The organism is Humisphaera borealis (assembly GCF_015169395.1).
In the GTDB taxonomy this organism is placed as follows: Bacteria; Planctomycetota; Phycisphaerae; order Tepidisphaerales; family Tepidisphaeraceae; genus Humisphaera; species Humisphaera borealis.
This window is the reverse complement of record NZ_CP063458.1, coordinates 4,810,733-4,823,712: the sequence shown is the minus strand read 5'-3', so window position 1 is coordinate 4,823,712 and position 12,980 is coordinate 4,810,733. Positions and strand designations below refer to the sequence as shown.

Sequence of the window (12,980 nt, the reverse complement as noted above, 5' to 3'; positions counted from 1 at the left end):
GTCAGGATGAAATCGTCAGGTCTTACGCCCGTGTACGCCGCCGGTCTATGCACCGCACATCCGGTTCAGGCCCGCTCCATTCAAGCCCGTCGTGCCCAGCGCAGTTTTGCCGACCGGGCACGCGCGTTGGATCGTTGCTCGGCCTCGTCGGCGATGATCGGGTCGTCGCTGGCGTCCTGGTAGATGCCCGCGCGAAGTCCGTCGCGAAACGCATCTTTCACCCGGCGGTCCTCGCCGCTGTGAAAGCTTATGATCGCAGCGATACCGCCGGGCCTCAGAACATCCGGTAGGACGGCCAGAAGCCGATCGAGGTTCGCCAACTCTCGATTGACGAGAATGCGAAGGGCCTGGAACGTGCGGGCGGCGGGATGAAGTTTGGCACCGGCGGCGCGTTGCAGGGTGAAATCGCGGGCGCGACAGACGATCGCCGTGAGCTGCTGGGTGTTCTCGATGGGCTGCGACTTGCGATACTCGACGATCGCAGCGGCAATCGCCAGGGCATCGGTCTCGTCGCCGAGGTCGAGAAAAGCCTGGGACAATTCGCGTTCGCTGAGCCGATTCACCAGTGCCGACGCCGGCTGCCCGCGTGTCGGGTCCATGCGCATGTCGAGCGGCCCCTTGTGACGGTAGGAAAATCCGCGCTCGGGATTGTCGATCTGCGTGCTGGCCACGCCGACATCAGCCAGTACTGCATCAACATGCTCCACGCCCGCCTGGCGCAGGACAGTCGGCAGCGCGGCGAAGTTGTTTTGGAACAGTTCGAACGCACCGCCGGGCGAGACCCGCAGGACTTCTTCCAGCCGCGGCCGGGCGAGTTCGAGGTTCGCCGGGTCAAAGTCGATGCCGATCAGTCGTCCGCCGGGCGAAACCTTTCGCAGCAACGCTGAGGCATGGCCACCCAGGCCGGTCGTGCAATCGACGATCGTCTGACCGGGCCGCGGGTTGATCGCGGTCAGTACGGGTTCGAGCAGGACGGGAATGTGAAGGCGGTCGTAAGTCACGGTTGGAGCGATTCTGTCTTGTGGCATGGACATGTACTCATGCCCGTGTTCGGCAGAACGCATGGGTGCCGATCGACGACGATGAAAGACACGCGCAAGGGTACTTGCCCATGCCACAAAAGCGAGAGTACGGATTGTGTGCCGCGAAGGACGTCTCTAAAGTCTGGTCTGTATGCGTGAAAAGATCATCCGCGATCCCGTGCATGACGTTATCGCCTTCCGGCTCGATCGGCCGGTGGACGCGCTGCTGTTTCGACTGCTCAATGCGGCCGAATTTCAGCGGCTACGGCGGATTCGGCAACTGGGGATGGCGAGCCTGGCCTACCCCGGCGCGGATCATAGCCGCTACAGCCACAGCCTGGGGGTGATGGAAACCGTCCGCAAAATGCTCGGACAGTTGTCGCTGGTGACCAGGATCGACCCGGCCGATGAAATCGTCACCGTTGCCGCCGCCTTACTGCACGACCTGGGGCACGGGCCGTTCAGCCATGTGTTCGAGCGGGTGACCGGCGTCCACCACGAACGGCTCGGCCAGCGCGTGGTTCTGGACCCCGAGAGCGACGTCCATCGCATTCTCATTCAGCATGACAAGATGCTGCCCGAGATGATCGTCGGCCTGTTGCGTGGGAAAGCACCCACCAAGGCTTCCAATGACGGCGACGTTCAATACGGCCGAACCCTCTTCACCGACCTGCTTTCCAGCCAGCTCGACGGCGACCGGCTCGATTATCTCCTTCGCGACAACCTTCAGACGGGCAGTGGCTACGGCGACTACGACCTGAACTGGCTGCTGCACGCCCTGACGGTCGACCCCGAGAGTGGACGGCTCGCCGTCACCTGGAAAGGCGTTTCGGCGGTCGAGGCGTATCTCCAGGCGCGTTATCACATGTACCGCAACGTGTACTTTCACAAGGTCGTCCGGGCCGCCGAGGGGATGGTCAAACTGGCACTGCACCGCGCCAAACGGCTGCTTATCCAGGGGCAACTCGACTGGCCGGTTCGAGAAAGCGTGGCGTACAAGGCGATGACCGGCCAGCGGATGACGATGCCCGAGTTCCGCGACCTTGACGATGTCTCGATCATCCAATGCTTCAAGGTCTGGGCCGACAGCAAGGATGCTGCGCTGGCGTCACTCTGCCGCGGGCTGCTGTTCCGCGACGTCTACAAGACGATCGACCTAACCCACATCGATGACCCCGCCGAGCGGCAGGCGTTCGTCGCCCGGGCCGAGGATGCAGTTCGATCCGCCGGCGGCGACACGCGTTACGATCTTTTCCTCGACGAAATCGCCAATACACCCTACGAGGTATACGAGCCGACCGTCGCGAATGATGACCAGAACCTAGCCAAGGGGAATGTCTCGGACGGGAAAGAGATCCTCGTCATTACGTCGCAGGGCAAGCGGCTGCCGTTCGGACAGGTGTCGCCTATGTCGCTGGCGCTGGGAAAGCAGTTGATGTTCAGGCGATTGCACGTCGCGCCAGGGTTTCGCGACGCGCTGTAGGGGCACACGGCGTGTGCCCGACGGCGCGTTCACGAAAAACGATCGCCGGTGGACGACGATCGGCCACACGCCGTGTGCCCCTACGAAAAGCGCAATTCCCGCCCGCCTGTTGTCTTCAGATGCTTCGCGACCATTGTGGCGTACCCCTCGCTGATGCTCGGCTCGCCGGCAAGGCCGAGCTTCTTTTGGATCGCCTCGATTGCTGCCTCGTCCACGGCTTCGACCTCGACAAAAGTGCCGAAAACCGGCATCTCGTCCAGCTCGATCTTGCAGCCGTCCAGCGTCCAGCTTTCCCGCCGCTTTTCGAAGGACAGATTCAGCGGATAGCCCAGATGTGCGAAAACGTTGGCGACGGCATCGACATCGTCAACCGTGAACTCCAGCTCCTCTCGCGTCTTGAACGCCCCCTTCTGCCGCGGCCCCTTCATCGTGACGACGTGGGTTGCTTCGCCGGTGTCGGCGTTAGCGTTCGTCCGGAGGCGCAGGCCGCGGTCGGCACTGCTCAGGCGGGCGTCGGGGGCATCGTAAAAGCGGTTCACTTCATTCGTCCGACCGACGAAAGTCGCTCCGACGGACTTGAGCTTCGCCCGGACAGCGTCCAGGTCGGCGATCCGCATCTTGGCTTCGATTTCGACGCCCATCAAACACCTCGATTCAGGGCGGCAGGGGCAAGGGCACGCATTTACTCGTGGCGAACACCGCTTCCGCTATCGCACTGTCGCGTACTTCGGAAAGATACACAACCGTCGGCGAGCCCGACCAGCGGCCTTGGCGCGTTAACTCGCGGCCATGCATACAACTCGCCCGCGTCGAAGCGTCATCGTGCTCGGCGGTTCAGATCGCCTTGATCCTGACACCACCAGCAATCCGGGTGACGACCTTCCGATCCACATATCCGGCACGTGGGTGCATCGCGTTGGCGGCGCCGCAGACGGCGGCGAGGGCGTAGGCCTTTTCCGGCTTCTGGCCTCGGGACAGGGCGACCGCCAGTCCGGCTGCGAAACTGTCGCCAGAACCAATCGGGTTGATCGCCTTCACCTTCGGTGCCGGAATGCGCCAGAATGTAGTTCCGTCCCACGCCATCGCACCTTCGCCTCCCATCGTCACGATCACCTGGCCGCCCACCGGGCAGACCTCGCGCATCGCCCGGCGGAGGCCGGCATCACCCCGCAGGGTTCTACCCGCGGTCGTCGCCAGTTCGGACCGATTCAGCTTCACAATAAAGCCGTCTTCGCGCAACGCACGCAGCAGCGGCCTTCCCCTCGTATCAAGAATCGTCAGTACGCCCTGTCGCCGGGCTGTCGCGATGACGTCGGCGTAAAAGTCCTCGTCGCCGTCGGGCGGAAGTGAGCCTGACAGCACACAGACTTTCGCCATCTTCATCCAATGCGCGACCTTCCTGCGTAACCGCTCCCACGCCGGCCGCTCGACGGCGGCGGATTCCTCGACCAGTTCGGTTACCGTACCCCGGGCTTTGTCGATCACCGTCGTGCAAAGGCGGGTCTGCACCGCGGCTTCAACAAAGTCATGGACAATGCCGTCTTGCGAAAGGCTATCCCGAAGCTGACCGCCGCGAATCCCGCCGACAAACCCTGTCTCAACGACCTCCGCCCCGATCAACCTGGCGACTCGGGCGACGTTGATACTCTTGCCGCTGGCGTAGTCGTCGCAGGTGATGGCGCGGTTGACGTCATCAAGCGTAAGGCGTTCGAAGACGAGCGTGCGCTGGAAAGTTGGCGTGGTGCCGATGCAAAGAATCATGGCATGAGAAGTAAAGGAGACGAGCTCCGGACCCAATTCTGTCCAATGTTCGACGCAGTCTCCCCGAAACCAAGGTACCCCGACGAGGTGATTGCTACTACGTCGGCATCGCCCGTTCGAAGAACCGCAGCCAGTTCAATCCCATGATGCGGCGGACGTCATCGTCGCCGAAACCGGCAGACGACAACGCGTCAGCCAGCTTGGGTAGATCGGCCGAAGTTCGGATCTCTTCCGGGATCTCTTCGCGTCCGAGTCCGCCGTCCATGTCAGTTCCGATCGCGACGTGCGTTGCATCGCCGGCCAAATCGCACATGTGCTTCATGTGCTCGACGACATCGGCGAGCGTCGCCCGGCGGGTCTTGTAGGCGTCCGGGCGCAACAGGAACTTGTCGAAGAAGTTGATGCCGATCACGCCTTCGCGTTGAACGATCGCACGAACCATCTCATCCGACAGTTGCCGATCGGTGGGGATCATCGAGCGGCAATTCGAATGGGTCGCGACGATCGGTCCGGCCGAGAGATCGAGCAGCTGCCAGAACGACGCTTCTGCCAGGTGCGAGGTGTCATGGATGATGCCGAAACGATCGAGCTCGCGAACGAGTTCCACGCCGTCTGCCGTAAGCGGTCCCGGCACGCCGGTTCCGCCGGCGTATCGCGTGCGCTTCCAGGCAAGGCCGACCATCCGCAGACCGGCGGCGAACCATTCGCCGACGTCGGCGGGCGAACGCAGCGGGTCGGCACCCTCCAGTAGAAGGATCGCGGGTAACGGCCGGTCAGCAGGGCCGGCAACCGTGGCAACGGCTTTGACGTCGGTCGCGTTACGGACGAACGCCAGTCGCCGCTGTTGCTCCACCGACTGGTACCAATGCAGTTGGGGGATCGCGCCGCTGCGTGCCTCGTCGGCGTTGGTGTAGCCTTTACTGCCGTTGATCGATGGAGCAACGAAAATCGTCGCACAGATCAGCCCCACACCGCCGGCCAGCAGGTCGGGAACGCCTACGGATGGAATACCTTCTTCGTCGGGAGTTTGGTGGACGGCCGGCGCGAGCACGTCGCGCCCGCGCAGGGCGTTGTAGGCCAGATCGAGGTGGGCATCGACAATCAGCATTAACGGGTTCTACTTCGGTTTGACCGACGGCTCCACTTCCTTGAACCCGTGCTCGGTCTCGACGGCGTTTTTGCCCGTTAGTTTGGAGGTCCCCACAACAACGTAAGACTTACCCGGCAACAGTGTCGCCTCGAATCGCCCGTACGGCCCCTCGAACACGCTCGTATCGGCATTGAACGGCGCTTCGACCTTGGACCAGCCGTGCAGGCACGGACCGTAATCGATCGTGTACTTCTGCTTGCCCGGCAGTACGTAAAACTCCTGCTCGTCGGCAACGGCATACTGACCTTCGTCAATATAGAAGCTCTCGATGTGGACTGGTTGGCCCTTCCAGACGGTCAGGGCACCGTGCGGCTTCATCTGAAGGATCGCGAGTTGATCCGGCGGCAGGTTCGCCGTGCCGGCGGTGCGCTTGGGCTCGGCCGGGCCGCAACCGGCAACTACAACAACGACACAGGCGATCAGGACACACGCGCGTCTCATGAGGAATCCTCTCGCTTGCCGAAATCGTGCCTCCGGCATCACCGGTCCTTCACCGTAACCCGACGAGGTGTCGCACAACGCTGCGACCCAACGCCTCCAGGTTGTACCCGCCCTCCAGCGCGCTGACGACCCGGCCTCTGCAATGGCGGTCAGCGACGGCGACGAGTTTTCGGGTCATGACCTCGTACGCTTCATCGGTCAGTTGCGTCTGGGCCAACGGGTCGTCCCTGTGGGCGTCGAAACCTGCGGAGATGACGAGCACCTCCGGCTCGAACTTGTCCAACGCCGGGACGACCTTGCGGTCCAGGTACTCCATAAACTGCGCATCGTCCGTTCCGGGCGGGTAGGGAAGATTGATGGTGAAGCCCTTTCCGGCACCTTCGCCGGTCTCGGTTTCATACCCCGTGCCCGGGTAACAGGTGCTCGGGTCCTGGTGCAGACTGATGAACAAGACCGACGGGTCGTGATAGAAGCAGGCCTGTGTGCCGTTGCCGTGATGAACGTCGAAATCGACCACCGCAACTTTCCTGATTCGATGCTGCTGCTGCAGATAGCGGCACGCTATGGCGACGTTGGAGAACTGGCAGAACCCCATCGCCTTGTCCGGTTCGGCGTGGTGGCCGGGTGGACGGATTGCGGCAAAAGCGCGATTGACCTGACCTGCCATCACAGCGTCGCAGCATTGCAACAAACCGCCGACGGCCAGCAACGCCGTCTCGAAACTGCCAGGACTCACTGGCGTGTCAGGATCAAGATCGCCGCCCTGTTCGGAGACGGCATGAACCTGTTCGACGTGGTGTGCCCCGTGAACTGTCAGCAGCCACTTTTCGTCTATTGCTTCAGGTGGGGGTAACTCCAACAGTTTAAAGCCCGCAGGAACGGTATCCGGCGTCAGCCCGAATGTGCCTTTAAAATCGGGAAATGGGTCTGCCGAATCGACCAGCCCGGCCTCACGAATCGCCCGGTGAATCGCCCGAATCCGATCTGGCCGCTCCGGATGAGCCGGTGCCGTCTTGTGGTTGATGAACCGGGCATCGGAGAGAAAGCCGATGGATGGCATGGCGCGATTCTACAGGCGGCAGTTTGGATTCAAAGCAACTTGAAACCCGCTTACACGTTTGCCTGACCAGTTCATCAATACCGTCCCAGATCGAGACTTAGGTGAAACGAGTACCTGAAAACCCGCGAATGAATGTACGCGAATTCATAAGCCCGGGCTCAATGGGACTGCGACGAGATCTTGTGTGTGGCGACTCATGCGGGATAACCATAACAGCCGAAAGTGGAGCAGGCCGTTCGCTTACGAATGACCACGCCGAAACCACAAATAGTCCGCGTGTAGGCTCGTGAAGCCTACAATGGCAAGACTGCCGATGAACCAGGAAGCCGCCACCGCCACCTCGCAACCAGGACCGGAGCGATCCGATCGCTGCAAAGTTTGTTCGTTGGCGCATCAGGTCTGCCTTCCATGTGGTATTGGCAGCAACCGCACCAACGTAGGTCAGACTGTCCTTGACTCTCTTACGTCGATGGTCGCGATCCTCGATCGCGATGGCATGATTCGGACAGTGAACCAGTCGTGGCGGCGCTTCGGGCTGGAGAACGGTGCGGAAGACCCGTGCATGGGCGTCGGCAGGAGCTACATCGACGTCTGCACGGCAGCAAGTGACACGGTTCCCGAATGTAAGACGATGGCGGATTCCATCCGTGCGGTGCTTGCGGGGCAGATGCAACGGTTCGAGTCCGAATACTCTTGCAGGATCAACGACGGGACGATGTGGTTTTCGATGACCGTCACGGCGCTGAACGACCGCGAGTTCAGCGGTGCCGTCGTGATGCACACCGACATTACCGCCCGCCGCCAGGCCGAGGCCGTCGCGCTGGCATCAGAGCGACTGGCCGTCGCCGGGCGCATGGCCGCGACCGTGGCCCATGAAATCAACAATCCGCTCGCGGGGATCAAGAACGCGTTCGAACTGGTGAAAACTGGGGTCGACCCGAAGCACCCGCATGTCGGGTTCATTCCCCTGATTGAGACAGAAATCGATCGGATGGGGCGGATCGTTCGTCAGATGCTCGATCTGCATCGCCCCGGGCGGGAGATACCCCGCCGGTTCAAGCTGGCCGAGACGGTCAGCGATGTTGTGCTGTTCCTTAACCAGGCCGCGCGTCGTCGCCATATTACATTGAGCGTCGACGTGCCGCCGGGTGGTTGCCCCGTCACGCTTCCTGAATCAGACGTGCGGCAGGTTCTATACAACCTGATCCAGAATGCGATCGACGCGTCGGCAAACGGTCAGACCGTGGAAATTGAAATGGGCCGGCTGGATATCGCCAGCGTACAACTGAAAGTGAAGGATCGGGGTGTGGGTATCCCGACGAACCTGATGTCGAAGATTTTCGAGCCTTTTTTCACGACAAAGTCAGGTTCCGACAGTTCGGGAACGGGTCTAGGGTTGGCGGTGTCCCGGAGCCTTATCGAGGCGATGGGTGGCCGCATCAAGGTGGAAACGGTCGTCGGTTCGGGTTCGACATTTATTGTCACCGTGCCGACGCCCGAAGGAGCATAGCGATGAATCGGGGAACAATTCTGCTCGCGGACGATGAGTCAACTTTTGCATTTGCGACAGCGGAACTGCTGCGCGGACAGGGGTATGAGGTCACTACGGCCGCAAGCGCCGAAGAAGCCGGGCGTCTATTGCTGGAGATCGAGCCAGACGTGCTGATGACCGACCTCAATATGCCTGGCAACGACCATCTGCGGTTTATCGAGCAGGTTTCAGCGATCCGACCAGAGCAGCAGATTATCGTGGCGACAGGATACCCCACGGTCAAAACCGCCGCCGACGCGGTGCGAATGTGCATCGCAGCCTACCTGGTCAAGCCTTTCGACCTCGGCGAGTTGTATGCGCATGTAGCACGGGCGGTTGAGCAGGCCCGGCTGCTGCGAACGCTGCATCAATCGCACAAACGACTGGCCGACTGGACCCGCGACCTTGACGTGACGGTAAAAGCAATCCGACATTCAGCGGGTAAAGCCAAGTCTGCGGAAGACGCATTCCTGATGTTGTCGATGGGCAACGTCATGGGTGTGCTCAGCGACATGAAAGCGGTTGTAGACGCCCACGCCAACGGAAGCGGTGAAGAGGTGGCGCGAAAGAAGCTCGGCTGCCCGACACCGGTGTCGGCGGTTAACGCGATTCGCGACACGGTCGAGACCCTCGTCAAGACCAAGGACGCGTTTCGGTCGCGGGAACTGGGTGAATTGCGGAAGCGACTCGAGGCGGTGCTCGCCGGGCAGGAGACCGAAACGCGCTTTTCTGACACCGAACGCCTGGTCTCGTAATCCGCCAAAGCAGCCTTCCCAGTAACCGCAGCGGCAGTCGCAACGACGCCGCAAAAAAATCGGTCCAAACTGCTCATTGAATCCTGCCTCTGACCGATATCCCTCACAGACATAGCAGTCGGCCTGATCCGCAGCGAATCACTTCCTGCAGGACGCCAGGCCGGCCGCCTTAGCGGGCAGGACGTCGTACGGGACCTGCAAGTTGAAGGCACGGTTGAACCTCCAGAACTCGGCGAAAGCCGGGCGGATGTTCGACCGTGCCTTTTTTCGTTTCCCGAATCGGCGCGGAGGTATCGTTTATGCACGCCACGGACGACATCGTTAAAGAGTTCCTGATCGAGAGCTACGAGAACCTCGACCGGCTGGATCGCGAGTTGCTGCAACTCGAACAACCGGGCGAGAAGCGCGACACGCTCTCGAGCATCTTTCGCACGATTCACACCATCAAGGGAACCTGCGGGTTTCTGGGTTTTGGAAAGCTCGAGGCCGTCTCGCACGTCGGCGAAAGCCTGCTGAGCCGACTGCGTGACGGCGAGTTGACCGTTACGCCGCAGATCGTCAGCGGGTTGCTGGCGATGGTGGACGCGATCCGGAAGCTGCTGGCGAACATCGAAACGACCAATGCCGAAGGTGATGACGCCTTCCCCCAGGTTATCGCGACCCTCACTCGGCTGAAGGAATCAGAAGCAGTCACCACGCCGACTGCCGCCGCAGCCCCGGCCGAGATGGCCGCGCCGGTCGCTCGGTCGACCGCGGTTCATACCACCGTGGAAGCCGCGCCCGAAACAACGGTCGCGTCGGAAGTGCCCGCCTCGGCTCCCGTCGCCGCCATTGTGGAACAACCCGCCGAACCTGTTTCCCACGACGACCACGGCGACCAGAGCGCTGCGGCGGCCAGCTCCCCTGCAGCCGCAGGGCTTTCAGACTCCACCATCCGCGTGGATGTCTCGCTGCTAGACAAACTGATGAACCTCGTCGGTGAGCTGGTTCTGGCGCGAAACCAGGTGATCCAGTTCACCGCCCGCGTCGAGAACAGCAATCTCGCCGCCACCAGCCAGCGCCTCAACCTGATCACGACGGAACTGCAGGAAGGCGTCATGAAGACGCGGATGCAGCCGATTGGGAACATCTGGAGCAAGTTCCCCCGCGTGGTCCGCGACCTGGCGACGATGTGCGGAAAGAAGATCCGCGTCGAGATGGACGGGAAGGAGACCGAACTCGACAAAACGATCATCGAGGCGATCAAGGACCCGCTCACCCACGTCGTCCGCAACTCGGCCGACCACGGAATCGAAACACCCGAAGCCCGCATCAAGGCCGGCAAGCCGGCCGAGGGGCGGTTGTATCTGCGTGCGTTCCATGAAGGCGGCCAAGTCAACATCGAGATCGCCGACGACGGCGCTGGGATCCATCTCGACAAGGTCAAGGCCAAGGCGCTGAAGCAAGGGCTGATCACCGCCGAGCAGGCAACCCGCATGAGCGATCGCGAGGCGATCGGCCTGATCTTCCTTCCCGGATTCTCGACCGCGGAAAAGGTGACCAATGTCTCGGGCCGCGGCGTCGGGATGGACGTAGTCAAGACGAACATCGAACGCATCGGCGGCACCCTGGACATCCAGTCGGTGCAGGGGCAGGGAACGACACTGCGGATCAAGATCCCGCTGACATTGGCGATCATTCCCGCCCTGATCATCACCACCGGCAAAGACCGCTACGCCATTCCGCAGGTCAGCCTGCTGGAACTGGTCCGCCTGGAAGGCGACGACGCCCGCACGGGTGTCGAAATGATCCACGGCGCGCCGGTCTACCGGCTTCGCGGCCGGCTCCTGCCGCTCGTGCAGTTGAATGAGGCGCTGGGACTGTCCACGGCCGGCATCGACCCGGCGACGCTCGAAGCACTCAACATCGTGATCCTGCAAGCCGAGGACCGCCAGTTCGGCCTGATCGTCGATGAAATCAATGACACCGAAGAGATCGTCGTCAAGCCGCTGAGCAAGCAGCTCAAGGGCATCACGGCGTTCGCCGGTTCGACCATCATGGGAGACGGCCGAGTGGCATTGATCCTCGACGTCATGGGTTTGGCGCAGGCGGCGAACGTTGTCGCGGACCACCGCGATGTCGGTGCCGCCGAGCACCACGACGCCGCCGCCGCCAAGGGCGAGGTCCGTCAGACCCTGTTGCTGCTAAACGTCAACGGCGACCGGGCAGGGACGGGTTTCGACCGCCGGGTGGCGATCCCGCTGTCGGCGGTTGCCCGACTCGAAGAATTCGACCGCTCGAAGATCGAACGAACCGGGGTGGAAGACGTGGTGCAGTACCGCGGCGAAGTAATGCCGCTGGTGTACCTCTCGTCCGTGCTGGCTGACCGGCGTCTGAACACGCTGCCGCTCGGCGAAAGCCAGGGCGAGAAGATCCGCGTCGTCGTCTACACCGATCAGGGACGCAGCATCGGGCTCGTCGTCGATCGCATCCTCGACATCGTCGAGCAGGCACTGACCGTTCAGAAGACCGGCGGCGCGCCGGGCGTACTGGGAAGTGCCGTCATCCAGGACCGCGTCACCGAGCTTCTCGATATCGCCGGCATTATCCGTACGTCGCAAGAGCCCATCATGCCCCGGGCCATGGCGGCATAGCTCTCGCTCAAGTGTTCCAGGGACCCGCCGTGCGACGCCGGCCGCAAGCGATCTGACTGCTACGGAGAAACCAAATGACAGATGGAAACCAATACTGCACCTTCACCGTCGGATCGCTCTTTCTGGGCATCGACGTCCGCAAGGTCCAGGAAGTCATTCGCTACCAAGAGATGACCCGCGTACCGCTGGCCGCCAAGGTGGTGACGGGACTGATCAATCTTCGCGGACAGATCGTTCCGGCGATCGACCTGCGTCCGCGACTGGGCCTGCCGCCGCGGGCCGCGGGCGCGCTTCCGATCAACGTCGTCGTCCGCAACAGCGAGGGTGCCGTCAGTCTGCTCGTGGACGAAATCGGCGATGTGGTGTCGGTCGAGGCCGATTCCTTCGAGCCACGGCCGGAGACCCTGCGCGGCCCGTCCCGCGAGCTGATCGAAGGCGTGTTCAAGCTGAAAAAGCGTCTGTTGCTGATCCTCGACGTCGATCGTTCAGTCGACGTCACCCAACTGGCCGCATGACTGCGGTTGCGAGTTGGCAATTTGCGGATTGTTTCATTGGAAGGAGCCTCTCATGCTGCACATCGTTTCTGCAATCGTGTTGGTCCTGGTCGGATGCGGACTCTACTTTCGCAAGCGCCCCGCGTGGCACATGCGGATCATGACGTCCGCGTTCGTGATGGACCTTCTACTGGTGCTGTACATCGAAGCCACCCGTCACGCGGTTGAGAAAGTCGTCAGCCAGATCAGGATGATGATCTGGATTCATGCCGGCATCTCGCTGGGCGTCCTGGTGTGCTATGTGGTGATGATCTGGCTCGGACGCCGTGCACTGCACGGGAACAAGGCCAGCAAGGAGACGCATCGCAACCTGGGCATGTTGTTCGTTACGCTGCGGGGTTTGAACTACGCGACCGCCTTTATGGTCTGAAGCGGACGGATTCGTCGCAGACCGCGATCATTGACAGGGCCGCAATCATGATTCATCACGCGATCAATCACGCCGCCACAGGGCCTCCGGACGGATAGCCGGCCGACCCACCGAACCACTTGTCATGCCACCGTTGTTGCCCTGTCTGATGACCTGTTCGCCGATGCGATCAGGCCGACGTACCCGGTCCGCGCCGACTCCGGAACGCGACCGATCGCTC

At 61.8% G+C, this 12,980-nt stretch carries 12 protein-coding genes; 6 read left to right on the top strand and 6 right to left on the bottom strand.

Translation table 11 applies throughout. The annotated features are described in order from the left end of the window. Window positions 1-80 precede the first annotated feature (80 nt). Entirely contained in the window at window positions 81-1,001 is a 921-nt protein-coding gene (rsmH, locus tag IPV69_RS17955) for a 16S rRNA (cytosine(1402)-N(4))-methyltransferase RsmH (protein ID WP_206291100.1), read from the bottom strand. Between the two features lie 172 nt (window positions 1,002-1,173). Here rsmH and IPV69_RS17950 point away from each other — a divergent pair, with 172 nt between their 5' ends. Continuing rightward, the gene (locus IPV69_RS17950; protein WP_206291099.1) at window positions 1,174-2,505 is read left to right on the top strand and encodes an HD domain-containing protein; all 1,332 of its coding nucleotides are present in this window, start codon (window positions 1,174-1,176) and stop codon (window positions 2,503-2,505) included. Window positions 2,506-2,585: 80 nt separating this feature from the next. Here IPV69_RS17950 and cyaB read toward each other — a convergent pair whose 3' ends face one another. The 5 genes from cyaB to IPV69_RS17925 all read right to left on the bottom strand — a co-directional run bounded on the left by cyaB (window position 2,586) and on the right by IPV69_RS17925 (window position 6,917). Beyond that, entirely contained in the window at window positions 2,586-3,146 is a 561-nt protein-coding gene (gene cyaB / locus IPV69_RS17945) for a class IV adenylate cyclase (RefSeq protein ID WP_206291098.1), read from the bottom strand. 193 nt (window positions 3,147-3,339) lie between these two features. After that, window positions 3,340-4,266 carry a 1-phosphofructokinase family hexose kinase gene (locus IPV69_RS17940; RefSeq protein WP_206291097.1) on the bottom strand — a complete coding sequence of 309 codons (927 nt, stop codon included), beginning with the start codon at window positions 4,264-4,266 and terminating at the stop codon, window positions 3,340-3,342. Window positions 4,267-4,363: 97 nt separating this feature from the next. Further along, window positions 4,364-5,374, bottom strand: coding sequence for a dipeptidase (locus tag IPV69_RS17935; RefSeq protein ID WP_206291096.1), 1,011 nt, complete (start codon window positions 5,372-5,374; stop codon window positions 4,364-4,366). 9 nt (window positions 5,375-5,383) lie between these two features. Then, window positions 5,384-5,857 (bottom strand): hypothetical protein, encoded by a 474-nt coding sequence (locus IPV69_RS17930; protein WP_206291095.1) that lies wholly within the window; start codon window positions 5,855-5,857, stop codon window positions 5,384-5,386. Between the two features lie 49 nt (window positions 5,858-5,906). Then, entirely contained in the window at window positions 5,907-6,917 is a 1,011-nt protein-coding gene (locus IPV69_RS17925; RefSeq protein ID WP_206291094.1) for a histone deacetylase family protein, read from the bottom strand. 313 nt (window positions 6,918-7,230) lie between these two features. Here IPV69_RS17925 and IPV69_RS17920 point away from each other — a divergent pair, with 313 nt between their 5' ends. The 5 genes from IPV69_RS17920 (at window position 7,231) to IPV69_RS17900 (ending at window position 12,760) form a co-directional block, all read left to right on the top strand. Continuing rightward, a complete protein-coding gene (locus IPV69_RS17920) occupies window positions 7,231-8,427 on the top strand; it encodes a two-component system sensor histidine kinase NtrB (RefSeq protein WP_206291093.1) in 1,197 nt (398 codons plus the stop codon). Window positions 8,428-8,429: 2 nt separating this feature from the next. After that, window positions 8,430-9,203, top strand: coding sequence for a response regulator (locus IPV69_RS17915; RefSeq protein WP_206291092.1), 774 nt, complete (start codon window positions 8,430-8,432; stop codon window positions 9,201-9,203). A gap of 299 nt (window positions 9,204-9,502) precedes the next feature. Further along, window positions 9,503-11,836, top strand: coding sequence for a chemotaxis protein CheA (locus tag IPV69_RS17910; RefSeq protein WP_206291091.1), 2,334 nt, complete (start codon window positions 9,503-9,505; stop codon window positions 11,834-11,836). A 74-nt stretch (window positions 11,837-11,910) separates the two neighbouring features. Next, the gene (locus tag IPV69_RS17905; RefSeq protein WP_206291090.1) at window positions 11,911-12,351 is read left to right on the top strand and encodes a chemotaxis protein CheW; all 441 of its coding nucleotides are present in this window, start codon (window positions 11,911-11,913) and stop codon (window positions 12,349-12,351) included. A gap of 52 nt (window positions 12,352-12,403) precedes the next feature. After that, entirely contained in the window at window positions 12,404-12,760 is a 357-nt protein-coding gene (locus IPV69_RS17900) for a hypothetical protein (protein WP_206291089.1), read from the top strand. Window positions 12,761-12,980 lie beyond the last annotated feature (220 nt).

Coding starts and splice junctions, on each gene's coding strand:
- IPV69_RS17950 (WP_206291099.1), top strand. CDS start 1,174: ATGCGTGAAAAGATCATCCGCGATCCCGTGCATGACGTTATCGCCTTC.
- cyaB (WP_206291098.1), bottom strand. CDS start 3,146: ATGGGCGTCGAAATCGAAGCCAAGATGCGGATCGCCGACCTGGACGCT.
- IPV69_RS17940 (WP_206291097.1), bottom strand. CDS start 4,266: ATGATTCTTTGCATCGGCACCACGCCAACTTTCCAGCGCACGCTCGTC.
- IPV69_RS17935 (WP_206291096.1), bottom strand. CDS start 5,374: ATGCTGATTGTCGATGCCCACCTCGATCTGGCCTACAACGCCCTGCGC.
- IPV69_RS17930 (WP_206291095.1), bottom strand. CDS start 5,857: ATGAGACGCGCGTGTGTCCTGATCGCCTGTGTCGTTGTTGTAGTTGCC.
- IPV69_RS17925 (WP_206291094.1), bottom strand. CDS start 6,917: ATGCCATCCATCGGCTTTCTCTCCGATGCCCGGTTCATCAACCACAAG.
- IPV69_RS17920 (WP_206291093.1), top strand. CDS start 7,231: ATGAACCAGGAAGCCGCCACCGCCACCTCGCAACCAGGACCGGAGCGA.
- IPV69_RS17915 (WP_206291092.1), top strand. CDS start 8,430: ATGAATCGGGGAACAATTCTGCTCGCGGACGATGAGTCAACTTTTGCA.
- IPV69_RS17910 (WP_206291091.1), top strand. CDS start 9,503: ATGCACGCCACGGACGACATCGTTAAAGAGTTCCTGATCGAGAGCTAC.
- IPV69_RS17905 (WP_206291090.1), top strand. CDS start 11,911: ATGACAGATGGAAACCAATACTGCACCTTCACCGTCGGATCGCTCTTT.
- IPV69_RS17900 (WP_206291089.1), top strand. CDS start 12,404: ATGCTGCACATCGTTTCTGCAATCGTGTTGGTCCTGGTCGGATGCGGA.